General features: G+C 30.3%; 28 protein-coding genes and 1 pseudogene. 28 read left to right on the top strand and 1 reads right to left on the bottom strand.

Annotated elements, in window-relative coordinates; translation table 11 throughout:
- The first annotated feature begins 359 nt into the window (after positions 1-359).
- From U0D62_RS07400 to U0D62_RS07280, 26 genes and pseudogenes are all read left to right on the top strand, one after another.
- A complete protein-coding gene (locus U0D62_RS07400; protein WP_322195050.1) occupies positions 360-929 on the top strand; it encodes an imm11 family protein in 570 nt (189 codons plus the stop codon).
- Between the two features lie 98 nt (positions 930-1,027).
- Positions 1,028-1,462 carry a DUF1801 domain-containing protein gene (locus U0D62_RS07395; protein WP_322195048.1) on the top strand — a complete coding sequence of 145 codons (435 nt, stop codon included), beginning with the start codon at positions 1,028-1,030 and terminating at the stop codon, positions 1,460-1,462.
- A gap of 192 nt (positions 1,463-1,654) precedes the next feature.
- On the top strand, positions 1,655-2,191 hold the full coding sequence (locus tag U0D62_RS07390) for a GNAT family N-acetyltransferase (protein WP_322195047.1): 537 nt from the start codon (positions 1,655-1,657) through the stop codon (positions 2,189-2,191).
- Between the two features lie 121 nt (positions 2,192-2,312).
- The gene (locus U0D62_RS07385; protein ID WP_322195045.1) at positions 2,313-3,212 is read left to right on the top strand and encodes a polysaccharide deacetylase family protein; all 900 of its coding nucleotides are present in this window, start codon (positions 2,313-2,315) and stop codon (positions 3,210-3,212) included.
- Between the two features lie 140 nt (positions 3,213-3,352).
- The gene (locus tag U0D62_RS07380) at positions 3,353-4,441 is read left to right on the top strand and encodes a ligand-binding sensor domain-containing protein (protein ID WP_322195043.1); all 1,089 of its coding nucleotides are present in this window, start codon (positions 3,353-3,355) and stop codon (positions 4,439-4,441) included.
- 81 nt (positions 4,442-4,522) lie between these two features.
- The gene (locus tag U0D62_RS07375) at positions 4,523-5,251 is read left to right on the top strand and encodes a hypothetical protein (RefSeq protein WP_322195041.1); all 729 of its coding nucleotides are present in this window, start codon (positions 4,523-4,525) and stop codon (positions 5,249-5,251) included.
- A complete protein-coding gene (locus U0D62_RS07370) occupies positions 5,242-6,123 on the top strand; it encodes a hypothetical protein (RefSeq protein ID WP_322195039.1) in 882 nt (293 codons plus the stop codon). Before U0D62_RS07375 ends, U0D62_RS07370 begins: the two co-directional genes overlap by 10 nt.
- A 47-nt stretch (positions 6,124-6,170) precedes the next feature.
- Positions 6,171-6,461, top strand: coding sequence for a DUF7716 domain-containing protein (locus tag U0D62_RS07365; RefSeq protein WP_322195037.1), 291 nt, complete (start codon positions 6,171-6,173; stop codon positions 6,459-6,461).
- Complete coding sequence (locus tag U0D62_RS07360) at positions 6,462-6,914, top strand: hypothetical protein (RefSeq protein ID WP_322195035.1); 453 nt, start codon at positions 6,462-6,464, stop codon at positions 6,912-6,914.
- A gap of 369 nt (positions 6,915-7,283) precedes the next feature.
- Positions 7,284-7,511 (top strand): annotated as a pseudogene (locus U0D62_RS25525) (helix-turn-helix domain-containing protein); the annotation flags it as partial.
- Between the two features lie 45 nt (positions 7,512-7,556).
- The gene (locus U0D62_RS07355; protein ID WP_322195034.1) at positions 7,557-7,952 is read left to right on the top strand and encodes a VOC family protein; all 396 of its coding nucleotides are present in this window, start codon (positions 7,557-7,559) and stop codon (positions 7,950-7,952) included.
- Between the two features lie 58 nt (positions 7,953-8,010).
- A complete protein-coding gene (locus U0D62_RS07350) occupies positions 8,011-8,577 on the top strand; it encodes a hypothetical protein (protein WP_322195033.1) in 567 nt (188 codons plus the stop codon).
- A 226-nt stretch (positions 8,578-8,803) separates the two neighbouring features.
- Entirely contained in the window at positions 8,804-9,988 is a 1,185-nt protein-coding gene (locus U0D62_RS07345) for a mechanosensitive ion channel family protein (RefSeq protein ID WP_322195031.1), read from the top strand.
- Positions 9,989-10,343: 355 nt separating this feature from the next.
- Positions 10,344-13,538 (top strand): AsmA-like C-terminal region-containing protein, encoded by a 3,195-nt coding sequence (locus U0D62_RS07340; protein WP_322195030.1) that lies wholly within the window; start codon positions 10,344-10,346, stop codon positions 13,536-13,538.
- Between the two features lie 590 nt (positions 13,539-14,128).
- Positions 14,129-14,371 (top strand): hypothetical protein, encoded by a 243-nt coding sequence (locus U0D62_RS07335; protein ID WP_322195029.1) that lies wholly within the window; start codon positions 14,129-14,131, stop codon positions 14,369-14,371.
- Positions 14,372-14,722: 351 nt separating this feature from the next.
- Positions 14,723-14,866 carry a DUF7151 family protein gene (locus U0D62_RS07330; protein WP_322195027.1) on the top strand — a complete coding sequence of 48 codons (144 nt, stop codon included), beginning with the start codon at positions 14,723-14,725 and terminating at the stop codon, positions 14,864-14,866.
- 112 nt (positions 14,867-14,978) lie between these two features.
- Positions 14,979-15,251: a hypothetical protein gene (locus tag U0D62_RS07325; RefSeq protein ID WP_322195025.1), complete on the top strand. Its 273-nt coding sequence runs from the start codon at positions 14,979-14,981 to the stop codon at positions 15,249-15,251.
- 97 nt (positions 15,252-15,348) lie between these two features.
- Positions 15,349-17,031, top strand: a complete 1,683-nt coding sequence (locus U0D62_RS07320; RefSeq protein ID WP_322195023.1) for an SBBP repeat-containing protein — start codon at positions 15,349-15,351, stop codon at positions 17,029-17,031.
- Positions 17,032-17,172: 141 nt separating this feature from the next.
- Positions 17,173-17,991, top strand: coding sequence for a hypothetical protein (locus U0D62_RS07315; RefSeq protein WP_322195021.1), 819 nt, complete (start codon positions 17,173-17,175; stop codon positions 17,989-17,991).
- A gap of 156 nt (positions 17,992-18,147) precedes the next feature.
- On the top strand, positions 18,148-18,777 hold the full coding sequence (locus U0D62_RS07310; RefSeq protein WP_322195019.1) for a hypothetical protein: 630 nt from the start codon (positions 18,148-18,150) through the stop codon (positions 18,775-18,777).
- A 61-nt stretch (positions 18,778-18,838) separates the two neighbouring features.
- Complete coding sequence (locus U0D62_RS07305; RefSeq protein ID WP_322195017.1) at positions 18,839-19,564, top strand: hypothetical protein; 726 nt, start codon at positions 18,839-18,841, stop codon at positions 19,562-19,564.
- A 302-nt stretch (positions 19,565-19,866) separates the two neighbouring features.
- Positions 19,867-20,568, top strand: a complete 702-nt coding sequence (locus U0D62_RS07300; RefSeq protein WP_322195016.1) for a helix-turn-helix transcriptional regulator — start codon at positions 19,867-19,869, stop codon at positions 20,566-20,568.
- A 69-nt stretch (positions 20,569-20,637) separates the two neighbouring features.
- Positions 20,638-21,024 carry a DUF4345 domain-containing protein gene (locus tag U0D62_RS07295; RefSeq protein WP_322195014.1) on the top strand — a complete coding sequence of 129 codons (387 nt, stop codon included), beginning with the start codon at positions 20,638-20,640 and terminating at the stop codon, positions 21,022-21,024.
- 204 nt (positions 21,025-21,228) lie between these two features.
- Entirely contained in the window at positions 21,229-21,630 is a 402-nt protein-coding gene (locus tag U0D62_RS07290; RefSeq protein WP_322195012.1) for an ACT domain-containing protein, read from the top strand.
- A 130-nt stretch (positions 21,631-21,760) separates the two neighbouring features.
- Positions 21,761-22,576 carry an AraC family transcriptional regulator gene (locus tag U0D62_RS07285; protein WP_322195010.1) on the top strand — a complete coding sequence of 272 codons (816 nt, stop codon included), beginning with the start codon at positions 21,761-21,763 and terminating at the stop codon, positions 22,574-22,576.
- 76 nt (positions 22,577-22,652) lie between these two features.
- A complete protein-coding gene (locus U0D62_RS07280; protein WP_322195008.1) occupies positions 22,653-23,150 on the top strand; it encodes a VOC family protein in 498 nt (165 codons plus the stop codon).
- Positions 23,151-23,200: 50 nt separating this feature from the next.
- Here the strand turns inward: U0D62_RS07280 and U0D62_RS07275 are convergent, their stop codons facing one another.
- Positions 23,201-23,899, bottom strand: a complete 699-nt coding sequence (locus tag U0D62_RS07275; protein ID WP_322195006.1) for a CPBP family intramembrane glutamic endopeptidase — start codon at positions 23,897-23,899, stop codon at positions 23,201-23,203.
- 245 nt (positions 23,900-24,144) lie between these two features.
- Between U0D62_RS07275 and U0D62_RS07270 the strand changes: the two genes are divergently transcribed.
- Positions 24,145-24,291, top strand: coding sequence for a hypothetical protein (locus U0D62_RS07270; RefSeq protein ID WP_322195004.1), 147 nt, complete (start codon positions 24,145-24,147; stop codon positions 24,289-24,291).
- 202 nt (positions 24,292-24,493) lie between these two features.
- The gene (locus U0D62_RS07265) at positions 24,494-25,069 is read left to right on the top strand and encodes a pyridoxine/pyridoxamine 5'-phosphate oxidase (protein ID WP_322195001.1); all 576 of its coding nucleotides are present in this window, start codon (positions 24,494-24,496) and stop codon (positions 25,067-25,069) included.
- The last annotated feature ends 9 nt before the right edge of the window (positions 25,070-25,078 follow it).

The raw sequence follows: 25,078 nt of genomic DNA, 5'->3' as shown, positions 1-25,078 counted from the left end.
GCATATTACAATTTAAATGATACTATAAATACAAGATTTTTTTTGACAAAAGCATCTAATTACGGAATCTTAAACCCAAAAGAAATACTAAATAAAATTAATTGAAAAGAATAAAATATGATATTAAATATTTTTAAATGGATTTTGATAATTTTATTCTTTCCTATTTCTTTAATATTTGTTGCATACTATCGACAGAAAAAAGCAAAAAACGAATATTGGAACGAAGGAAAATCAGAATAAAAACACCACTTACAACAATTTGTATATGGTATATGCATCCTTCGGGAGGCAAACTCTACATACAAGAGATGTTATGAGATATGCTAATAGTCAATAACAAAATAAATTAAAGAGATATGGCATTTTATATTATGAAACAGTATAAACTGATTGAAGGCTGCGCAGCTATTGATGGGGTACCTGACAACATTGATTCTCTTGATTGGACACAAGGTAAAGGTACGGCCGATCCAAGCAATAAAAATGCTCCTTTAACTTTAGACTTAACACTAGAAAGTGGTGATTATAGAGGAGATATTATCGATGGCCTATTAACTTTATATTCAGATGAATTAAAAGAAGGGTTAGAAAAGCTTGAAGTTAATAATATTATGTATTATCCCGTAAGATTAAGAGATCAAGAAACGAATAAAACCGAAGGAGGATATTGGGTTGCAAATATTATTGGTTTATTAGATTGTATTGATATGAATAAAAGTAAAATAGAATATAGGTCTTCTGGAATAGGTTTTAATTTTTTATCTATGGTGATTGATGAATCTAAAACAAATAATTCAAAGATTTTTCGTTTAAAACAATCCCCAACCAAAGTGATTATTAATGAAGAGTTAAAGCTCCATTTAGAAGAAAATGATTGCTTATATGGTGTCGAGCTGATTAAAACAGAAGATTATTCTGATTGGTAGAGTGCAGAATATCTCGGTTCTATAAATGAGTTTGAAAGACTCTGATTGGGCAAGTTTTTACCACTCAATAAAACAAACTAATAATAATTAATAGACACATGGCAAAGAACAAAACAACGCAAACTGAAGTCGATGTAATTGATTTTATTAATTCATATGTTGACAATGAGCAAAAGAAAGCTGATAGTTATAAATTAATAAAATTAATGAAGAAATGGTCTGGTTTTGAACCTAAAATGTGGGGGCCAACTATTATAGGCTTTGGCAGCTATCACTATAAATATGCTAGTGGTCATGAAGGCGATGCTCCTTTATTAGGCTTCTCTCCTCGAAAAGCACAGTTTTCTCTCTACGTCTATTCGAAAACAGAAAAAAGTGATAACCTTTTGAAAGATTTAGGTAAATTTAAAATGGGGAAAGCCTGTATTTATTTTAAGAAACTAGCTGACATAAATATTCCCATTGTAGAAAAACTTAGCGCAGAAACAATTGCATATCTCAACGAGCACCATGAATGTGCCTGTAGAAGCTAATAACAACATACCAACAACACGTGTATAAAACATAGTTAGTAAATACTAAGTTGAAAAGTTTCTGTATTAATTACAAAGTCCTCCATTTTTTTATTTGGTTTTTAGAATAAAAAAATGATTCTGTGTTAATCCGAAAAAACAATATCTTTTTGAATATTACAACCTTATAATCAAACAATTACAAACAACAAAATGAAAGCTTTGATAGAAACAGAAAGGTTATGGTTAAGAGAAATCACTTTGGATGATAAAGAAGAAATGTTTCAGTTGCATTCTAATTCTGATGTACAAAAGTATACGGGAGAACCTCCGGTTGAATCTATAGAAGTAATAGAACAGGCAATACAAACAAGAATTAACGACTATAAGAAATATGGATACGGAAGATGGGCTACCTTTCTAAAAAATGAGAAGCAGTTTGTTGGCTGGGCTGGTTTAGCGTATCTGCCAGAATTTGATGAAATTGATCTTGGATATAGATTCTCATCAAAATATTGGGGAATGGGTTTTGCAACAGAAGCATCTCAGGCAATTTTGACATACGGATTTGATAAACTCAAATTAAAACGGATAATAGCAATTGCTATGAAGGAAAATAAAGCATCTATAAAAGTGATGGAAAAAGTTGGGATGGAATTTGACAAATTTGCTCCTTATAAACCTGGAGGAAAAGATGTTGCCTGGTATTGGTGTGACAAAAAGCTTATATCAAAACACAAACAACTTTAAAACTGGCGATTATTCAAACCGTTAGAATACATTTATGACATAAAAAATGAAGTCAATTCAACTAATAATTTTGTTTCTGCTCACAATCTTTTTCGGATGCAAAAATTCGACATCTGAAAAAATGGAAAAAGCACTGGAAAAACCGCAAAAAGTTGTGCTATCAAAACCATTGGTAAGTTTTACATTCGACGACGGAAACACATCTAACTTAGCGGGTTTTCAATTTGAGGAATGGAACAAAATGATTTTATCACATCTTGAAAACGAAAATCTGAAAGCTGTATTTTTCATTACTGGATGGAATAAATCAAATACAAAAGGTCAGTTCTTGCTTAAAAGCTGGAACGACAATGGACATAAAATAGCCAATCATTCCTTTTCTCATCCAAATTTCAACTCCGAAAAAAATACCTCTCAGGTTTTTGAGAACGAACTAATTAAAACGGACTCGATTATTTCGAAACTTAGTAATCGTACCAAGCTTTTTCGATTTCCTTACTTAAAGGAAGGTCAGAACCAAGCAAAAGTTGATAATATTAGAAACATTCTTAGTAAACATAATTACTTGAACGGTTACGTAACAATAGATGCTTCTGATTGGTATATTGACCAACGCTTAATCAGAAAAATAAAAGAAGTTGGATTTGAAAACGTAGAAATCGATAAGTTTAAAGACTTTTATGTACAACATATCTTTGAGCGGGCGAATTATTATGAAAAGCTTTCTTATGAGATGAACGGAAGACATGTTAATCACACATTATTGCTTCATCACAATTTGACTTCTGCATTATTTTTAGACGACCTTATTAAGAAATTCAAAGAGCAAGGTTGGGAGATTATTGATGCAGATAATGCTTTTCAAGATGAAATCTTCAAAAGCATTCCAAAATCAAATTTTGCAGGAGAGAGTTTAATTTATTCAATGGCAAAACAATCTGGAAAACACGACCATTTATTGAGATATCCTGCTGAAGACGGTCAATACGAAAAGGGCAAAATGGATAAACTTGGTCTTTAAATTAAAAGAAAAAAAGTATGCTAACATTGGCTATAAGTAATTACTTGTTCTCCCCTACTTCTGAAGTTTAGTACTAACACGTGTAACTAATCTTATACCAATCGTTAACAGCAACTTAAAAACAAATCAAAAAAAGAGAAATGATCATAGAAACAGTTAAAAAAATCCTTATAGTTTTTGTTTCAAGTATCTTCCTTTCTTGTAATGGTCAAACAAAATTGGAAAGCAAACAAACTGAAATTAAAACAGGAGAAATTGGCAAAACTGTTTCAGAAGTTGACAATCAAATTTGGAGTGTTTTTCAAGATAAAAAAGGAAATTATTGGTTTGGAAGTAACGGAAGAGGTATTTACCATTTTGACGGAAAAACATTAAAACAATTCACAACAGCCGACAAATTGGTAGGCAATCAAATTCGAGGAATACAAGAAGATAATAAAGGTAATATTTACATTGAAACACCTCTAGGAATTAGCAAATTTAATGGAACGAAATTCACAACTTTAATAGCAAAAAAATCTTCTGATAACCAATGGAAACTTGAACCCAATGATCTATGGTTTGGATATAATGCTAACGATTTATATCGCTATAATGGAACTTCACTTTTTGAATTAAAATTACCAAGAAAAGATTTGAAAAAAGCATTTGGTAACAATACAGAAGGAGTACCTTTTGAAAGTAATAATGGTCCATATGCTGTTTATGGGGTTGATAAAGATAAGGATGGAAATATTTGGTTTGGAACAGTGACAGCTGGCGCTTTTAGATATGACGGAAAATCTTTTTTATGGTTTGATGAAAAGGAACTTTCAACACTTCCAGATGGTCGAGTACCAGGAGTACGTTCGATGATTCAAGACAAAGATGGATATTTCTGGTTAAGTAACTTTTATAGCAAATACAAGATTAACCCAAATCTACCCAATGGATATGAAAAGTTGAAAGCAGTGGATTTACCTCAAGAAATTGTAAAAGACAAAATACTTTACTTCAACTCTGGAATAGCAGATGAAAAGGGCAATTTATGGATGACAACTTATAGTGGTGGTGTCTGGAAATATAATGGAAAAACTCTCTCAAATTTTGAAATAAATAATGGAAAAGAAGATGTTTTATTGATTTATATTTATCAAGACAACAATGGAACAATTTGGCTTGGAACAAACAATGATGGAGTTTATAAACAAACAGGAGAGAATTTCCAAAAATTTGAACCGAAAACATAAAAAGCAACCTCTTGCAATATATATGAAACGTTACATCTAATTCAGAAATAAAGGAGGTACAAAACGCTACAAAAATTAAATATGAGTATATTTTCTTATCATCTTGTCAAGATACCCTTTTCATTGGCAATTAAAGGGTTATTCACAAATTTAATTAATACAAAAGCTAAAGGCCTAGTTCATTCTGAATATATGATGGCCATGACATTAGGCTCTCCGATTATATCTCCTTCTCGGTTTCTCATAAAACAGGTCGCAATTTTTGCACAATGGGAAAATGAAGAAGCTCTTGACAATTACTTAGAACAAGAAAAATTCGGAAAAATCTTGGCTAATGGTTGGCATGTTCGGTTAGCCTTTATGAGGGAATGGGGAAAAATAAGTGGGTTCAAAATTCCTAAACAGAAAGCAGAATTAGAAAGTCCATCATCTCCAGTTGTTGCAGTTACAATTGCAAGAATGAAACCTTTAGCTGTACCAAGGTTTTTACACTGGGGAAGACCCGTTGAAAAATTAGTTCGTGATCACTTAGGAACAGTACTATCATTAGCTTCATTTAGATTCCCTAATACTATTTCTACCTTTTCGATTTGGAAAACGGAAAAAGAAATGATCAACATGGTTCACGGGCATAGTGCAATGTCTAAACCAAAAAGACATTCAAATGCGATGAAAGAGAGGGAACGAAAGAATTTTCATTTTGAATTCACAACATTAAGATTTAAACCACTTTCTGAATTTGGATTTTGGAATGAAAAAGAATGTTACATTCCAAACCTTAAAATGGAAAAACCTAGAGGATGGGGATAGCACTTTTAAAACAGAGTTTTCAAGATTGGATAACTCAACAATGGGTTATTCTATTTGGCAAGAAAATCATTCGTGATCAAAATGAATGGTTATTAGGCCCTTTTGGTAAAACAAAGGGAATCGGACAAAAATTCATCGAGCAGTTAGCAATAAGTGAAGACTTAGAAATTGATAAAAGTGAATCTGAAAAAGGTTTAATACAATCAATAAACCAACTAAACTTATCTCAACAAGAACTTGAATCGTTATCAAAAAGAGTAATTGATTTTTATGAAAAAACAAGCGAATATGAACTTGACTTAAAAGTGAAATGGAATCCATTTTTTAAAATATTTGGTGGTTTATTAAAAATATTGTTTAGTAATAGAATTGAGCAATTAAATTTACCAATAGGAAACAGTAAAAACTCTGATGGTTTAAACAGTGAATTAATAAATTTAGTTGATAAAAAGACAAAAGAATTAAAAAGAACAGTTTGGCTTAGAACATTCAAAAAATCAGAACAAGTGGTTTATTCAGGTGTTTATGAAACCTGTACACTTCCAAAAGGAAAAACATGCATAAAAGCTATTTTTCCTTTACCAAACGGAAACGCCACTGTTATACTAAGTCCTAGTGTAGGTAAAAACGGAGAATTGATCTTAAAATCATCAGGGGAAAAAAATGGAGATAGTGGTTTTTATTTTTTACTAAATGACTCTAAAGGGAATTTATGGACTAAATACATTAGGTCTTTTAAAGACACATTAATTGTCAAGTCTGAAAATAATAGTATGATGGCAAAACAAACTTTAACTTTGTGGAATCTAAAAGTAGTAGAATTCAAGTATAATATAAAAAAAGTTACCTACAACAAGATCTATAAGCAATAGTTCCCTTCAAGATACTACTGCTCATAGCTGAACTATTCTTAACATTGATGAAACTAGTAGAAGTTATAACTAATATTGAGAAAGTCGACGAAGAATCTGTTCTTTATGTAAAAAGAATTGATGGCCAATTTACTTGTAATTCAGATGTTACAATTCTGAAATTAACCGAAGTAGAATTGGAATGGAAGACTTTTGAAGTAACCGAAAAAAAATGCCCTGGATTTGATTATTTCCTGGAAACCTTTCTAATAAAAGAAATTATCGGTAACTTAAAGAAAAATGAATCTATAGAAGTAAAATGCAATAGATTAATTCATTACGCAGAATTCGATGCTTAAATGCCAAATAATAAAGAAAATCTCGAACAGAATTTAAAAGAAGCCACCTCTTCCCTATTAGAAATGGCGAGAAATTCTTGTTGGAATAAAATTTCTGGAAATACAAACTACTTAATTTCTGAAATAAAGAATAATCAGTTAAATGTGTTTGATAAAAGAATAGAGCGAAAAAAAGAAAACGAAAAAAAAATAACAAAATCGCTCGAGCAAATATCGACTGAATTAAAAACTATCTATGAAAACCTGTATGATATAAATTTGTACATATATAAGAGCGAAAAGGAAAATACTGTAATTGAAATTCAATATTATCTTAAATCATCACTAGAATATGATTTTTATCAAACTGTAAAGAATAACGAACCAATGTTACACTGCAAAATTCCGATCCCTCCAGGATTCGACAATAAAAAAAATAAATTTGATATTAATTGGGAATTTAATGACCTTTAAAAATAAAGAACATTGAGGTACTCTATAAATGTGATCATAACCAAATAGAGGATTAATCGATTGGTTCTTGTATATTTATGATGGCACAGTGATTTTAAAGCTGAGTAATACATAAAATCTTAATAGAAGTGTCCAAATTTAGGTAACAACATAAATAGCTATGACACATATACTAATCGTTGGCAGTAATTTAAAAAAATGCAGGAAATAACGTTTTACGAAAAAGAACTCAAACGAATCAGAGGTATTGTTTATTCAAACCAGATTCAAATTGATATCGTAATTAGAACCAGAAACTATATCAAAAATAATTATGATACCAATTTGAATTTAGATCTCCTGTCTCACATTTAGTTTGTTTCCAAATACCATTTGTTACGCTTGTTCAAAAAATATTATGGACTAACGCCAAGGCAATACCTGGTGGATAAAAGAATTGAGAAATCTAAAGAACATCTAAAAAATGGAATGACAGTAACTGAAACCTGCTCTGCTGTTGGATTTGAAAGTTTGGGATCATTCAGTACCTTATTCAAGCGTAAAACCGGAAAGACGCCCACTCAATTCAAAAAGAGCAACTTTCGAGAAGCAATTTAAATTTTGTTTCCTGAACTTGTGAGCTTTAATCTTAATAGTACAACAATGAAAGTAACACTTATTAGCATACCAGTGCAAGACCAGGAAAAAGCTTTGAAATTTTATACAGAAAAACTAGGGTTTCTAAAAAAGAAGGACACACCATTAGAAGGAGGAAACAGATGGCTGACTTTGGTTTCAAAAAAAGCACAAGACGGACCAGAATTATTATTAGAACCAGCTCCAATCCATTTTGAACCATCTAAAGTTTTTCAGGATGCATTGATGGAGGCCGGAATTCCCTATACTCAGTTTGATGTTGAAAATGTTGATAAAGAATATGAACGATTAACAAAACTTGGAGTAGAATTTAGTGTAAAACCGTCTACAATGGGCACGGTAAAATTTGCTGTATTTAACGACACCTGCGGAAATAATATTCAACTTGTGGAAGAACTATAAAATACTACTCTCCACAAGATATAAAAAACACATTTTGCACTAACCATTATACTACAATATGAAAAAAACATTCGTCATATTTATAATGTTATTTACTTCTATAAAAGTTATAGCTTGTAGTTGTCAATGGAGTGGAAACTTTTTGCGAATTGCTAATAATTCAGAATTAATTATTAAAGGGAAAATTATCGAGCATAATTATCACACTGAAAATGGTAAGCGATTTACTGATTATGATGAATATTTTGCTGAAACTCTAAACAATGAGTTCGATCCTTTTTACGGAACTGGAGAATCTATAAAAGTAGAAATCATTGAAGTTTTAAGAGGTAAGGAAGAAAGAAAAGTTATTGAAATTTTTGATACTGATGGAGCAGATTGTAGAGCTAGTATTCGCAAATTTAAAACTGGAAAGATTTACATTTTTGCAATGTATAAACCTCGTAGAACTGGAACAAAACTACCAAATGAAACTGAAAATGATTACGCAATTACAAGTTGTTTCGAGAGTACTTTAGAATACTTCCCTAAAGAAAATAAGGTTTTTGGGATGATTAAAGGAAAATCATATAAACGTAAAAGCCGAAAGTACAGTTACGAAAAATTGAAAAGAAAAATAACATAATACAACATTAGTATGACCATAGTAACTAGATGATTAAGTGAATGTTCTGGTCATTCTGGAATGACACCATGCTTGTAGTGAAGAAAAGTTAGTAACCAATGCGTGCAAGCACCTAAAAGTAGGGTAACATTTTGCTCTGCTACGACACATATATTAAGTGTTCTAGACAATAAAAAAACAATATAATTAGATAAAGAATTAGACAAATTTCAATTACCAAAAAATTATGGAGCTAGAGTTTTTTCAAAAGGAAAGCACGCAGATTTTAATTAAAAATGCCTTAATAAGTCTTGCTATTATTTTAGTATTAGTCGTTGAAATCTACTATATATTGAAGTTTTCAAAATATCTAAAAACAAAAATAGATAATTCAAAACACTCACAGTTAAAGGATTTAAATATAGATTCAGTTAACCTAATAAAAGCAGATCGTAAAAAACTAATTTTAAAAAAAATAGTTGATATACTTACCCTTATAACTATTATAATAGATATTTATGTCACTTTAATTTTAATCCTGTATGTGTTCCCAGGAACAGAAGATACAGTCAATACTATTATAGAGTATACGACCACTCCTATTCAAAATATTGGTAATGCTATAGTTAATTTTATTCCAACTGCTGTATCAATAATTGTTTACATTATAATTTTCAGGTTTGCTATTAAAAGTATAAAAACCTTACGCGATGCAATTGAGAAAAAGAGTTTAAGTATTTCTGGTTTTGATGCAGATTGGGCTAAACCAACTGCCAAAATCATCATTTTTTTGCTCTATGTCTTTTTGATTGTTCTTATTTTTCCATTACTGCCAGGTTCAGACTCTAACGAGTTTAAAGGTATAGCTGCTTTAATAGGGATATTAATTTCAATAACTGGGGGTTCATCTATATCTAATTTTTTGGCAGGCATTGTTCTTACTTACATGAAACCTTTTAAGGTAGGCGACAAAATAATGATCAACGATACTGTTGGGGTTGTTACAGCTAGAAATCCATTTGCTATAAAATTACTAACCATAAAAAATGAAGAAGTTACTATCCCTAATAATGGGATAGTTTCAAGTAATACAACCAATTATTCTTCTAGCGGAAAAACGATTTTGCATACAACAATCTCAATTGGGTATGATGTTAAACATTCTAAAGTAAATGAATTGCTAGTAAATGCCTCAAGTAAAACTGATGGGATATTAAACAAACCCCAACCTTTTATACTACAAAAAAGCTTAGAAGACTTTTATATCGTATATGAGCTTAACTTTTTTGTAAGTGATGTTATAAAGCAACCCAAAATAATTTCAGAATTACACGCTCATATCCTTGATGAATTTAATGCTGCAGGAATAGAAATATTGTCACCACATTATGAAGCAGGTAGAGATGGTGAAAGTAGTACAGTTATTTCTTAAAAAAAGAAAAACAACTGGCAATTACAACGCAGATAAAATAGCCGCAAGGTTGCCTAACAAAATTAATTCTCTTACAAATAACTAGTTTACAACTAAATAAAACAGAAAAATAGCTACGTTTATTATACAAACGGTTCAGCAGTGATTATAAATTAAGTTTAAAAATTAAAGCCACAGATATTTATTTTTCCAAATCAACATAGCAGATCAATGCTTTAAGGAGAAATGACTTTAAAATATCTAGCCAATAAATGCGATTGACCCAAAAACTAAATCGCATGTTAAATAACATTTTATCATACTAATTCGTTATTTTTAAAGTCAAACATGTTTTCTAACCCTAAAGCCAGCTACTTTGAAGATTAAAAAATTCTGGAAACGAATTTTATTAGCACTAATCCTAGTTCCAATTTTATTAATAGGAGGTGTAATGCTATATATTCAGGGCAATCAATCTGAAATTATTAAAGAGGAGATTGCTAAACTAAACAAAGAACACAAGGGGCTTATTAGTGTTGGTAAAAGTGATTTATCCCTTTTTGGCAACTTTCCCTACATCTCTATAAAAGTTGATGATGTGCAAATTTTTGAGACAAAAGAAGACAATGCACCCATCATAATGAATGTAAAAGACATATACATCGGCTTTAACCTATGGGATATGATGAAAGGAGATTATGATATTCAGTCTTTAATCGTGGAAGAAGGTGTGTTTAATATTGTTATTCACGAGAATAACACTACAAATATTCAAAATTCCTTAGCAAGCACTTCTGAAACAGAAACATCCTCTACCAATATTCATCTAAAAAAAATCAAATTTAAAAATCTGGATGTCCATACCTTAGATGAAGCCACCAATACTGATGTCGAAAAGTTTATCTACTCAGGGAAAGGCGGTTTCAGTTTAAAGGATAGTATCATCGCCGGGCATATAGATACGGATTTTGAATTAAATGTTATAAAAGATGGAGATACAACTTTTATACATAAAAAACATTTTGAAGTTAATACAGACCTGATATTTAATGAATATACTGGCATTCTCGACATAAAACCTTCACGTATTGTCATGGAAAACGGCGATTTTGAGTTAGAAGGTTCAATAGATACAAAGAATGATGTAGATCTTGACCTTTCTATAAAAGGAACAAAGCCCAATTTTGATATGCTTATAGCCTTTGCTCCAGTAGATGTAATACCTGTATTAGAGAAATACAAAAATGCTGGTAAAATCTATTTTAATGCTAGTATCCAAGGACCAGCTAACAAAGGGAACAGACCATTTATCAATGCCCATTTTGGGGCCGGAAAAGCCTTTTTAGAAAATACTGAAAGGGGGAAAAAGATAGATAATATGGGATTCAATGGTCATTTTACTAATGGAGAAAATAGAGATGCGAGTACTATGGAATTTTCTCTAACCGATATGACTGCATCTTTGGAAAAAGGAGAATTTGAAGGTTCTATTTTTGTGAAGAATTTTGAATCCCCAGAAGTGGATATGAAAATAAACTCAAATTTTGATCTAGATTTTATAGCAGCTTTTTTAAACCTAGAGCAAGTACAAGATGCTTCTGGACAAGTTTCGCTCAAAATGAATTTTCACGATATTATCGATATAGACAACCCTGAAAAGGCATTACAAAAACTCAATCAAGCATACTTTACGGAACTGATTGTAAAAGATTTAAGTTTGGTTGCTAATGAGCTTCCTGCTCCCTTGCACAATTTAAATGTACATTTGGTAATGAATGGCAAGGAAGCAACCCTGAACAAGTTTGAACTATTGATGGGAAATTCAGATCTATCCATAAGTGGTTTTCTTTCTGATTTACCGGCAATCGTGCATCACACTAACATCCCAGTAAAAGCTCATTTAGATATTGCCTCCAATTACTTAGATCTTGCACAATTAACAGGTTTTACAAAACAGGACACTACCCAAACCGGTTTCGATGAACAAATAAAAGATCTAAGCCTGGGACTTTCTTTTAAAGCTTCTGCCAAAGATTTTACAGAATCTAAGTATTTACCGAAGGGTGAATTTTTTATCGATAGTTTATATGCAGACTTGGAGCATTATCCGCATAAACTTCATGATTTTCACGCTGATGTATTAATAGATGACAAAGACTTAGAAATAGTAGATTTTACGGGTTATATAGATGATAGCGATTTTCATTTTGACGGGCTAATACATGATTATGCTTTCTGGATGCAACCCCAACTTAATGGAGATGTAGATTTAGATATCAATCTTACTTCTAATAAATTAAGACTTGAAGATGTCTTTTCATATAAAGGAGAAAATTATGTCCCAAAAGAGTATCGACATGAAACTTTTGATGATTTGTCATTACATTTCGCCTCTAGTATGCATTATAAAGATTCTTCTTTACATTCCATAGATCTGGCTTTAGATAAGTTAGACACAAAAATGAAATTGCATCCACTTCGCTTTCATGATTTTAGAGGAAACATACATTTTGAGGACCAGCACATCGTAATAAAAGATTTTCACGGAGAAATAGGAACCACCAATTTTAATTTCGATTTAAACTATTACTTGGGAGAAGATCCGCAAATAAAGAAAAGAGATAATTATCTCGAATTAAAAGCAAATTATATCGACTTTGATGCACTTTTTAATTTCGATCTAAGTCCACCAAAACCAACAGAAGTTGTTACATCAAAAACTGCAGATGTAAAAGAACATGCAGATGCCTTCAATTTATATGAGTTACCATTTACGGATATGCAATTCAAAGTAGATATCGCTCACTTTATTTACCATAGAATAGATCTTCAAAATATAAAAGCAGATTTAAGAACAACACCTAACCATTATATTTATATAGATACGTTACATATGGATGCTGCAGGAGGAAATATTAGATTAGGCGGATATTTTAACGGAAGTGATCCAAAACATATCTATATGCAACCGGATTTGGTTATGAATAATGTTGATTTGGATAAATTACTCTTCAAATTCGAAAATTTTGGGCAGGACCATCTCGTTTCAGAAAATTTACAAGGGAAACTCACCTCCAGAATCAAAGGTAAGATTAGAGTATACCCGGATATGGTTCCAGATCTGGATCAATCTACTATAGAAATGGACGTAAAAGTATTAAATGGAAGATTAAAAAATTACGATCCAATGCTAGCGCTTTCAGATTATATGGGAGATAAAAACCTGCAAAACATTCGATTTGACACCTTACAAAATAGCTTGGACATAAAGAAAGGAAAGATTAATATTCCCGCTATGACGATCGAATCTACTTTGGGTCATATGGAATTGTCTGGTACGCATGATAATAATCAAAATATCGATTATTATTTACGTATTCCTTGGAAAACTGTAAGAAAAGCTGCCTGGCAAAAATTATTTAGAAATAAGAAGGATACCCTTAGTAATGAGGAGCAAGAAGATGAGATTTTAGAAGTAGATCCTAACAAAAAAATAAAGTATCTAAATTTAAAGATTAAAGGAAACATTGATAATTATAAAATTTCATTGGGTAAGAAAAAAGAAAAGTGACAAATATTAACAGTAACTAACGAGATATTGTGATGATTATAAGAACTAGATGATTAGTAGCATTTGCAAAATCAAAAATTAGCACCCAATGGGCACAAAAACAAAGCGATTTAGCAAACACTAAATCGCTTTTGTTATATCTTATTTTAAGGGTTCTCGAAATGGTGGGTTTATCAATTAAAATTGAATTGACATGTTTGATTTCTGCTAATTTTGGACTAAGTAGTTTGGAAAAGGAGCTCTAAAAATGTTTTATTCTGAAATAATTGAACATAATTAAACAAAAAAGTTTACCACAACCAATTACGAGAAAATCATTTAAACACATTAATGAAAATAGTCAACTATGGAATGGAGTTGGATTCTAGGAAAGCTTGATGAAGAATATTCTATTAATGATTACATTGATATGCATTTTCAAGTGACTTCACTATCAAAAAAAAACTAACGAACAAGATAAGAAAAGCTTAATTTATTATTCCCATTGTTTAAACTGTTTAAAGAAGGCGTTTGGTTTTGACTTAGTAGAGAAAATTGATTCTCTTGATGAAAGTAGTCGAGAAATAGTCGAGCTCTACGCCCAAAAAGCTTTGCAAATACGAACTCTGACTTCTGGTTATCAAATAGCTTCAATCTTTCATTCTGCACACCGAGAAGATTTAAAAGAAATCAATACTGGAGTTAGAAAACTAATTGAAGTTTATAAAGCGATGGTTGAGCAGGTTCTAAAAAGTAAATATGATACTAAAAATAGTGTATCAAAACAAGAAATTCTTGATTCTGGTTACGATAATTCTTTGCTCCCCAAAGATGACGAAGATGATATATTCTAAGAATAAGAACTATACACAACAACGGATATAAAATAGAAAGTTCACAAAAATGCTATTGCAATCGATGAACTTAAAAAAGAACTAAAAACAGTTGATCAAACAAGATTTGGAAAATCAAATATAAAGTTGACAACATTATAAACACATTATAATAACTAGAAAATCAATAAATTGATTATTGTATTAGTAATGTTCAATATCTGCTTAAGAGAAAATTTAGCACCAATACATAAAAAAATCAAAAAACAAGGTAACATTTTGCTCTACTACGACACATATATTAAACGTTAGGAATGATTATAAAGAAAATGAGGATGATAAAACCCAAAAAAAGTTGTTTTAACAAGTTTAATGTTAATTTTCTTAATTAGTTGTAGTTATGGAGAAAATGGAAGAATTAAAATTGATTCAGGTATTGCCAACAATAATAATGGAGCCTTGGATGATACTGAAATACAGTCTACAAGATTTATATATAATGGAATAAATAAATAAACAAATAAGATTATTTTTTAGTAATATTATTTCCAACTCTTCTTCGGACTAGATAATTAATAGCAACGAAACTGAACATTTACTTAAGTTTAATAAATTAAATTATACAAATGTGGATTCAATTGTAGTTTCTAAGGGTTTAGCAACAACTAATTGTAATATCAAATGTTTTAGTAAGTTATGTAATGTAATAGGAAATACTCCCATTCCAAATACTCAGCATGAATTTACAGTTTTAAATACCGGACCATCTGAATATGTCTTTTCAGGAAATATTTATGATGATTTAACTGAAGGTGAGATGAAGTTAGGACAAAGAATTCGAAGCGAGTTAGAAAGTACTACACTTATTAGAGGATTTCTAACCTATAGAAAAATTAAATAAAAACGAATTTCTAAAAAGGAATGTATGAGGTGCAATGTCCCGTTGGGATACTCTACCTCGTACTTTACGACATTAGAAAAAATTATAAACAAAATTTATGAAAAAAATCACACTTAGCATATTATTATTAGTAATGATTAAAGCTCAAAGCCAGAATTTTGAGTGGGTAAGACAAATAGAAGGTGGTAGTGGTTTTGCATTTGTAAGTACTCTTATTACCGATTTAAATGGGAATATATATCTTACAGGTTATTTTAACGGTACAGTCGACTTTGACACTGGATCTGGAGTGAATAATTTGACATCCAATGGTGATAATGATATTTTCATTCAAAAGTTAGATCAAGATGGTAACTTTTTATGGGTTAAACAAATAGGTGGAAACGGGTACGATGAGGTACAATCGATTACTATAGATAACAATGGATATATATATCTTTTAGGGCGATTTCGAGAAACAGTAGATTTTGACCCAGGAACAGGAATTAATAATTTAACATCTAATGGAGATCTTGATATTTTTATCGAAAAGTTAAATCAAGATGGTAACTTTCTTTGGGTAAAACAAATTGGGAGTGCTGACTCTGAGTTTGGAACTTCAATTACAACCGATATAAATAACAATTTATATATTTCAGGTAGTTTTCATGAAACTATAGATTTTAATCCTGGTAATGGGATTAATAATATGACTTCTAATGGAGATAGTGATATTTTTATTCTAAAATTAGATGATTCAGGAAATTTTTTATGGGTAAAACAAATTGGTGGTAGTGATTCAAACACTTTTCCATCAGTTACAACAGATATTAATGGTAACGTATATTTGGCAGATGAATTTAAGGGTATCATTGATGTTGATCCAGGTAGTGAAATCAATAATATTGTTGCCAACGGTTTTAGTGATTTTTTTATTGAAAAATTAGATCAAGACGGAAATTTTTTGTGGGTAAAAGTTCTTACATTTGATAGTGGTCAAGTAGATGCAAATTCCATTATTATTGATTCTAATGGATTAATAAATATTGGAGGATCTTTTTTTGGCACAATCGATTTTGATCCAGGAACAGGAATTCATAATTTAACATCTAATGGAGATCTTGATATTTTTATTGAAAAGCTAGATCAAGATGGAAACTTTCTATGGGCAAAACAAATTGATGGAAGTGCTGACAATTATCTTCAAGGAATGATTACAGACTCAAATAATGACATCTATATAACTGGTGGTTTTCAAGATACTGTTGATTTCAATCCAGGAACTGAAGTAGTTAATTTAACCGCAAATGGACTTTCTGATATATATTTAGAAAAACTAGATGCGTCGGGAAATTTTTTATGGGTTAGTCAAATTGGAGGCAGTAGTACTGATGCTGCTAATTGCGTTACGATAGACACCAATGATAATCTACACATTGTGGGTGCTTTTTCTGACACTGTAGATTTTAATCCGGATACAGAGACAAATAATCTAACTGCTACTGGTGTTTTTGATGGTTTTGTTTTAAAATTAAGAAATCCATTATTAAATGCAGTAGATGTTACTAATAATATTACCAACTTATACCCTAATCCTAATAATGGAGAGTTTAACTTAAAGTATAGTAATACAAATTCTAAAAGTATTAAGATCTTTGATATGACAGGTAAAGAAATTTATTCGGATTATAATTCTTCTACTGAAAGGTTTAACCTAGATTTATCTTCTGGAATTTATTTTATTAATATTAAATTGAATACATCTAATAAAGTGGAAATGTTGAAATTGATAATAGAATAACTTTTGTTAACAATCAAGCACAATAAGATTTAAGTATTTAATTAAAAGTAGCTTATACATTTTCAAAAGCGATTTACAAATCAAAACTAATAATAAGTCCCTTACTTTACTTATTCAAAACGGTTAGTAATAATTAGAAAAATGAATAAAACAATCCTAGTATTAATAGCTTTAATAACAGTTTTATCTTGTAAAACAGAAAAGACTACTGAAATAATTGTTATTGGAGCTTTACATAAACCTGAACCTAATTTTAATCCAGAGATTCTCTTCAATATATTAGAAGATGTAAAACCTGATTTTGTATTACGTGAACTAGATTCAGCAGCTTTCACTTCTGATTTTAAACACAAAAATGCTTCAAATAGTAATGAAGGTATAGCATCTGAAAAATATGTTGAAAAATACCCTCAAGCTCAAATCAGACCATATGAGTTTGAAGGTAGAAATGAATATAGAATAAATATTGGTTCACGCCCAACAGATGGATTTACAACAAAACTTTTAGATAGTTTAAATAAAGCTAATTTATTATCTGCCACAGAAGCAGAAATTCATAATAAATACAAAGCTCTTTTAGAACCTTTAATCGTGCTAGCTTCTAAATCTCCTGAAAACTTCAACAATCCCACAACAGATAGTATTTGTGCAGAAAGACAATATTATCAATATAAAATGCTGACAAAAATAACAAACAAAAGAAATGAATTTGCAACTCGTTTTCACACTAAACCAAATGGAGAAAAAATAAGTTATCGAGACGGATTTAAGTTAGCTGGTGACTTTTGGGATTTAAGGAATCAAACAATGGCCAAAAATATAATGCGTATTTCTCAGCAGAATCAAGGTAGTAGAATTGTTGTATTATGTGGATTTATGCATCGATATTATATTTTAAGTGAATTGAAAAAAATAACAAAAGGCAAAAACATCGTCATAAAAGAGTATTACGAAAAATAAACTACTGTCATCATCATATAAATTTAATTGTTATAAATCTACTTGCATAGAACCTCGTAGATTTTCTATTCAGTTTGTATTTAATAAATTTCATACTTAAATCAAGCAACTTATTTTGCTACAAAAAATATTAGATTTCATAAGAACATGTCAAGAATGAATGATAGAAATATTAAAACAATTCCCGAATCTTATGTCGGAGAAATCGATTTTAGAGTGTTAAGTTGGATCGAAGAACACAAAAATAAATTAGATAAATCGTTTTTATTTTTTATCAAGAAACATCACGGAACGATTCCTATAAATGGAGAATTTAAATCCAAAAAGGGACAAATCTATAAGATTGGACGTTTTTTAACTTTGGTCGATGAGACTTCACAGCTAGCCTCACCAATAATCCAATCTAAATTTAATAATCGAGATGCAAGAATTGACTGGAGTATTTACACATTAATTGATGAAGAAAGTACTACCCTAAGAAGTTTTATTGATGGAAAAAGATTAATTCCGTTTGCTTCTTTATATCAGGGGACCAATCATCCAGATGGCATGGATCTTTCAAGAGCCAACATAGATTTACTTTGTTTTTTCTACTCCGATGATGAGAAAAGACCAAAAATAGTTGTTTGGAATGGGCAAAAAGCTATCCAGGAAAGTTTAAGATCGGAAGAAGTTCTAGAAAATGAAGATCTAACAGAAGAAGAATATTATCAACGTATTAACTATTCGTCATTTACAGAATTAGTAGACATAAATTTTGACGACTTTCTTGATAAACTAAATTAAAAAACCTAATACAGTTATATAGATATTAAAACATATCATATACTAACTACTATGCTTAATTATGAAAAAACTAATAAATTTTATTGCTTTTATATTAATATTATCTTCCTGTAATCAATCCAATCCTAGAATAGGGATCGTTGAAGAAAAAGATCTTACTCAAACACAAATAGATTCAATTTTGAATGAATATAATTTTGTGTATGATGATTTAACTTTTATAGACAGCACCAATCAAGTATTGTTTCCAATAACAACTCAAAAAAGCTACAATAGAAAAAGATATAGTAGTTCTGGATATGAAGCAGAAGATTATCCTAGGTATTGGAATATTTTATTCTATGACAACGTTAATGATAAAACAAATTTACTTACAAATTATAAAATTCGGATTTCGGATTTCAGATGTAATATCAAAAATTCAGGCCCAATTTTAAGAAACAGAATATTATACAAAATTGGAGATACCGATTACAACAATGATAAAAGGCTTAATTTCAAAGATCCTCTTCATCTTTTTGTTTCGAATATTGATGGAAGTAAGTTAACTAGACTATCTCCATTAAATGAAAATTTAGAAACCTATAAAATTATTCCTAATACTGACAAAATAATTTTTAGAACAATTAGAGATGTTAACTCCGATTTAGATTTTGATAATGAAGATGAACTTATATGGTATCAAATTGATTTATCAATTACAAATTCTCTTAAAGAGATTGTTAAACCAACTGATAGAAAATTGATTGAAAAACTTTATTTTGAACAATGGCTCGTTAAAGAGTGAAAAAGTATAAAAATTTATACTTATCTATCCTTTAAGAATATCAACGAACTGCACAAAGGATATTGTAGAGCATTCAAATAAAAAAAATAACCTCAAAATTTGAAAAAAAGCTAATTAACTTCGGTTATTATATCTCTTGTTAAAAAATTAATCTATAACTATATCACTATTGTTTATTGCATCGAACTCCTTAACAAAATTCATTACAATTTTGCTACCTTAGTATTTAACCAGAATCTTCCTTCAGAAAATTCTGCTATAAGCCATATACAAAACATTAGTCACTACCAGAATAAATGCAGATGGAAGAAAAAGAAAAACCAAGACTTTCGAGATTAACTGCCATTCTCACTCAACTGCAATCCAAAAGAATCATCACGGCAAAACAACTTGCAGAAAGGCATGATGTAAGTGTAAGAACCATCTATCGAGATATTCGAACTCTTGAAAAGTCAGGAATACCTATTGTAACTGAAGAAGGAAAAGGATATTCTATAATGGAAGGATATCATCTCCCTCCCGTTCTTTTTACAGAAGATGAAGCCAATGCTTTAATCACAATAGAACAATTAGCAATAAAAAATAAGGATCAGTCATTTAGCGAAAATGTTTCTAGTGCTGTGGAAAAAATTAAAGCTATTTTACGATACTCTCAAAAGGGAAATACAAGTTTGTTAGCCGAAAGGATTTACTTTAGTGGAAATAACAATAAAGAAAAAACGAGTAATAACTTAATGCAAATACAATCAGCTATTACTCAATATAAAGTCTTAACGATAGACTACCTATCTTCTCAAAATAAACGAACAACAAGAAGCATTGAACCTTTTGCCATCTACAGCATTCACGGAGACTTCCTGCTAATCGCCTTATGTAGGTTACGAAATGATTTTAGGCATTTCAGAATAGATCTAATTGAAAAACTTACTATTGAAAATGAAACATTTAGTTCGCACAACATGACTATAACAGAGTATTTTGAGAAATATGTAAAGGATAAGTAGTACCCCTGACACACCTCTGTCGCAACGCCAATTTACATTTGCAGAAGTATTAATTAAAAACATCTAAAAATGGAAATTATCAAAATTGTAATCTTAGCATTATCAAGTCTAATGCTAATCTTTGTAGGCATAATGAGGTTGAGCAACCCAATAAAAACTTATTTAAATAATTCAGGAATCAAACTAGAAAATGACGCTAGTTTATTAAATGAAATGAGAGGTGTTAGCGCAGTAATGCTCTGTGCAGGAATCATTATTTTACTTGGGATATTTATCGAAAAACTAACATTTACATCACATTCTGTTGCTTCACTCATTTTTGTAGGTTTTGCAACTGGTAGACTAATTAGTTTAAAAGTTGACGGAAAACCAAGTAAACAAATTACTCAAGGAATTTTATTTGAAGTTGTATTGGGTATGGCAAATGTTTTTTGTTTGATAAATATTTTAGGTTAAGCCTAAAATAATTCTGGCAGGCAACATGGGAGGTACAAACTAAGTAGTGAGCAAATTACTTAAAATGAAAGTTAATTGCATTTAATTAATTTATAGCTTAGCATAAAAGTAGAGTTCCACTTTTATGCTAAACTTTAGACTCAATGATAAAAGTTCAATAGTTAGAAGTTTAAAAGAATCTATATAACGATAAAAGAATATTAAATGGCTGGTGAAACAAATATATCAGAATTAATAAAAGGAATGACTCCTAAACTCAATAAGGGAGAATATGTATTTGCAACTGTAACTGATTTAAGTAAAATTAACCGAGAGGATACCATTTGCGAATTTAAAGAAGAAGAAGGAACAACAATAGTTATTGATAGAGAAAAAGCAAACGAATTAGATCTTAAATATGAATATATTGCATCTTGGATTACTCTAATGATTCATTCTTCTTTGGAGGCAGTTGGTTTAACTGCGTTATTTTCGACAGAGTTAGCTAATAATAACATCAGTTGTAACGTTATTGCTGGATATTATCACGATCATATTTTTGTGAATCAAAAGGATTCGAATAAAGCTATTCAGGTCTTAACCAAACTATCTAAGAATTATAAATAAAAAGAATCGGTCAACAACGTTATAAATATTAACGGTTGGCATATAGTAAAATTAAACGTTTATCATTTTCTACTATTCTATTTATCTTATACTTATCATTATGGACCAATTAAGAAAAACGAACCGTTAAATGAACTATCAAACTTTTCAACCGCATCCAGATTTAGAATCTCTAATTAGTTGTTATTGGACTTTAGAAGTTCCTGCAACTGATGACGCTCAAAAACAACGAATAATTCCTGATGGTACCATCGAAATGGCATTTATACTTGGAGATGATATAAAACGATACACTTCCAAAGATAATTTCATTCTACAACCTCGTTCAATGGTACTAGGACAAACTATTGATCCCTTTTATATAGAACCTACAGGATATGTTAACACTTTTGCTATCCGTTTTTATCCTTATGGCTTTGCTAATTTCGCAACAGTACCTATCAAAACGTTAGCAAACAAGGAGACACCTATAAAAAAGTTATTTGGAGAAAAGATCGCTAGTAAATTAGAAGAAGAAATAATTCAGGCAACCGATACTAAACAAAGAATTGAAATCATCGAACAATTTCTTTTAAAAAAACTAAGCGAGCAATCAACAGTTGACAATATTGTTAGAACAACAGTAGATACTCTCTTATCTACAAAAGGAAATACATCTATAAGCGATATTCTTAAAGGAGACTTGTCCAAAAGAAGACAACTTGAAAGAAAATTCGTGAAACAAATAGGTATTAGTCCTAAACAGTTAGGTAAAGTAATTCGATTACAGGGTGCTCTAAAAATGTTACTTAATAATGAGGGAGAGAGCCTGACTAATATTGCCTATGAAAATGAATATTATGATCAGGCACATTTTATCAAAGATTTCAAGGAATTTACTGGAGTTAGTCCGTCAGCATTTTTAGAAAATGAAAATATGACTCTTTCTTCTATTTTCTACAAATGAAATAAGCGTGTCGCATTTTTACAATTTTGTATCTCCTTGGTTCTTTAATTTTATTCCAATATTCTATTTAAAAAATATGAAGAGAACAGTATTTATTCTTTCTACGGCTATAGCAATATTTTGTTTTACTGCTTGTAATAACAAAAATAACTCTGAATTAGAAAAACAAAAGATTGATGAAACCTTAAATCAAAGTACCGAAAAAATGAAAAGTTATGTTTCTATTTTTGAGATTCCAGCAACAGATATTTCACGAGCAATTAAATTTTACCAAGCAATTTTGAATATTAACATTGAGAAAATGGAAATGTCAGGATTAGAAATGGGGATATTTCCATATGAAGATCAGACGGTTACTGGAGTTATCATGAAAGGAGAAGGTTTTCAACCTTCGGCAAACGGAGTAACTTTATACCTAAATGGTGGAGATAACCTTCAGGTAATTCTGGATAAAGTTGAGAAAAATGGTGGAAAAATCAAGATCCCCAAAACACCTCACGCCGATGAAAGTGGCTATTTCGCAATATTTCTTGATTCTGAAGGAAATAAAATGGGGTTACATTCTTTAAATTAATTGAGAAAAAATAAATACACTTACTTCACTATTGTTTTTATGTTATGTGTTCACTCTGTATTATGAGATGACCTATACTTTTTTACCAAATACCATGTTACAATTCCAGGTATAATAACTGCCTGCAATAGAAAAAACAACAATTGTTCCCATCCTCCTAATTCAACTGCCTCACCTTCAATTATAAATAATGAATTTCCTAGCGGACCAGCAGAGAAAAGAACTATACTAATCACTATCCATCCAAAATGCAGACCTAACGGAGTAAATAATGATTTTGTTTTGGCAAAAGCATACGCAAACATCCAACCTCCAGCTCCCGTTAATAAAAAAACATAAATCATTGGGACAATACCACGACCAAGCATCTGGTAACTAAACCAATGATATATACCAAATGCTATTGCACTAATAATACAGGCCCAATTATTTCCTATCTTTTTTATAAGAAGATATAAAATCGCTCCACGAAAAATTAACTCCTCAAACAAAGCAGCCTTGAATGTCCACCATATACCACTTAAACTTTCCGAAAGTCCGTAATCCTGATTTTGTACATAACTAATTTCTTTAAAATAAGACTGACCCAATAAGTTGATCACACAAAACAAAGCCATAACTATTAAACCCAGAAAAAACTCTCTCAATCGTTGACTATTAGGTATTATACCTAGAGCAGTTATATGTTCTTTGGAAAATAGCCAAAGAATCACCCAAGAAAAAATAAATACCACTAAAACACCTAACATTACTTTGTGTAAATTTAAAATATCAACCTAATATACCTTTAATAATTGAATTAGTTATACAAATAAACTAGCACCAATAACACGCATTGTTCATCGCTCTAAAATTCTTCTCAGAAATTGCCTCTATACTTAACAAAAAACTAGCTTAATTTGCTATTTTAATGACATGACAACTAGTCATACACAAACATTATTATCACTATTAACAAATTAAAATCTAAAAAAATACTATGAAAATACAATATATGATTGCAAAAGCGAATAACCCAGATAGACTTGCTGAAGAAGTTCAATCAAGAATCGAAGAAGGTTGGATACCACAAGGCGGTGTTTGCGTAGCAAATGCATCAAATTATATTCTTACCCAAGCTTTAATTCTCAAAACAGAATAAATCACGATAAATTCTTACCTAAATATATAATTGAAATTCAACTGACCTTGTAGCACATTAGCAAAATAGAACTGAATTAAAAAATAAACGGGAGATATTTACAAAGTATTGCGTTCAATCCCAATTAAAACAAAACCATATTAATTCTTATAAATCCAAAGTATAATATCTTTTTAAATACAAATCGTTAATTACAAATAACATGAATCCCATAGAAAAATTTAACCAATGGTATAGTGAAGAGGTCAAAAAAAGCTCAGTTAGAATACCTTCTGCTTGTTGTTTGACCTCAATTGGAATGGATGGATATCCAAACTCACGATTTGTTTCACTTAAAGAAACTTTAGAAAACAAATTTGTAATAACTGGTCCTTTAAACTCCAAAAAAGGAGTAGAATTATTATCCAATCCAAAAACTTCTCTAACATTTTGGTGGACAGAAACAGAAAGACAAATTAGAATCCAAGGAGATTCAGTACAAATTGAAACTGAACTTGCTGATAGATATTTTAGTGAACGTAATAAAGAATCACAAATAGTCAGTCAAATTAGTAAACAAGGAGCTCAGACAGAGAATTTAAATGAACTTATTACATTGTTTGACAAACTAAAAACGGAATATGAAAGTATTGAAATAAATAGACCCAATGATTGGTCCGGGTTTTATATTATTCCAAAAAGAATTGAGTTTATGGAATTTAAAAAAAGTCGATTTCATTTCCGCGAATTATTCACAAACGAAAATGGTAATTGGAATAGGGTAGTTTTGCAACCTTAAATATTTGTA

Origin of the sequence: Aquimarina callyspongiae (assembly GCF_034322225.1) — a bacterium.
In the GTDB taxonomy this organism is placed as follows: domain Bacteria; phylum Bacteroidota; class Bacteroidia; order Flavobacteriales; family Flavobacteriaceae; genus Aquimarina.
The sequence above is the reverse complement of the archived record's forward strand: the minus strand, read 5'-3'. Positions and strand labels throughout refer to the sequence as shown.

Bases quoted from the DNA above. Each gene is read 5' to 3' on its own strand.
- U0D62_RS07275 (WP_322195006.1), bottom strand. From the start codon at position 23,899: ATGTTAGGTGTTTTAGTGGTATTTATTTTTTCTTGGGTGATTCTTTGG.
- U0D62_RS07395 (WP_322195048.1), top strand. From the start codon at position 1,028: ATGGCAAAGAACAAAACAACGCAAACTGAAGTCGATGTAATTGATTTT.
- U0D62_RS07345 (WP_322195031.1), top strand. From the start codon at position 8,804: ATGGAGCTAGAGTTTTTTCAAAAGGAAAGCACGCAGATTTTAATTAAA.
- U0D62_RS07280 (WP_322195008.1), top strand. From the start codon at position 22,653: ATGAAGAGAACAGTATTTATTCTTTCTACGGCTATAGCAATATTTTGT.
- U0D62_RS07265 (WP_322195001.1), top strand. From the start codon at position 24,494: ATGAATCCCATAGAAAAATTTAACCAATGGTATAGTGAAGAGGTCAAA.
- U0D62_RS07315 (WP_322195021.1), top strand. From the start codon at position 17,173: ATGAATAAAACAATCCTAGTATTAATAGCTTTAATAACAGTTTTATCT.
- U0D62_RS07330 (WP_322195027.1), top strand. From the start codon at position 14,723: ATGTTAATTTTCTTAATTAGTTGTAGTTATGGAGAAAATGGAAGAATT.
- U0D62_RS07285 (WP_322195010.1), top strand. From the start codon at position 21,761: ATGAACTATCAAACTTTTCAACCGCATCCAGATTTAGAATCTCTAATT.
- U0D62_RS07380 (WP_322195043.1), top strand. From the start codon at position 3,353: ATGATCATAGAAACAGTTAAAAAAATCCTTATAGTTTTTGTTTCAAGT.
- U0D62_RS07360 (WP_322195035.1), top strand. From the start codon at position 6,462: ATGCCAAATAATAAAGAAAATCTCGAACAGAATTTAAAAGAAGCCACC.
- U0D62_RS07300 (WP_322195016.1), top strand. From the start codon at position 19,867: ATGGAAGAAAAAGAAAAACCAAGACTTTCGAGATTAACTGCCATTCTC.
- U0D62_RS07295 (WP_322195014.1), top strand. From the start codon at position 20,638: ATGGAAATTATCAAAATTGTAATCTTAGCATTATCAAGTCTAATGCTA.
- U0D62_RS07370 (WP_322195039.1), top strand. From the start codon at position 5,242: ATGGGGATAGCACTTTTAAAACAGAGTTTTCAAGATTGGATAACTCAA.
- U0D62_RS07375 (WP_322195041.1), top strand. From the start codon at position 4,523: ATGAGTATATTTTCTTATCATCTTGTCAAGATACCCTTTTCATTGGCA.
- U0D62_RS07365 (WP_322195037.1), top strand. From the start codon at position 6,171: ATGAAACTAGTAGAAGTTATAACTAATATTGAGAAAGTCGACGAAGAA.
- U0D62_RS07385 (WP_322195045.1), top strand. From the start codon at position 2,313: ATGGAAAAAGCACTGGAAAAACCGCAAAAAGTTGTGCTATCAAAACCA.
- U0D62_RS07310 (WP_322195019.1), top strand. From the start codon at position 18,148: ATGAATGATAGAAATATTAAAACAATTCCCGAATCTTATGTCGGAGAA.
- U0D62_RS07355 (WP_322195034.1), top strand. From the start codon at position 7,557: ATGAAAGTAACACTTATTAGCATACCAGTGCAAGACCAGGAAAAAGCT.
- U0D62_RS07270 (WP_322195004.1), top strand. From the start codon at position 24,145: ATGATTGCAAAAGCGAATAACCCAGATAGACTTGCTGAAGAAGTTCAA.
- U0D62_RS07305 (WP_322195017.1), top strand. From the start codon at position 18,839: ATGAAAAAACTAATAAATTTTATTGCTTTTATATTAATATTATCTTCC.
- U0D62_RS07400 (WP_322195050.1), top strand. From the start codon at position 360: ATGGCATTTTATATTATGAAACAGTATAAACTGATTGAAGGCTGCGCA.
- U0D62_RS07320 (WP_322195023.1), top strand. From the start codon at position 15,349: ATGAAAAAAATCACACTTAGCATATTATTATTAGTAATGATTAAAGCT.
- U0D62_RS07390 (WP_322195047.1), top strand. From the start codon at position 1,655: ATGAAAGCTTTGATAGAAACAGAAAGGTTATGGTTAAGAGAAATCACT.
- U0D62_RS07350 (WP_322195033.1), top strand. From the start codon at position 8,011: ATGAAAAAAACATTCGTCATATTTATAATGTTATTTACTTCTATAAAA.
- U0D62_RS07290 (WP_322195012.1), top strand. From the start codon at position 21,229: ATGGCTGGTGAAACAAATATATCAGAATTAATAAAAGGAATGACTCCT.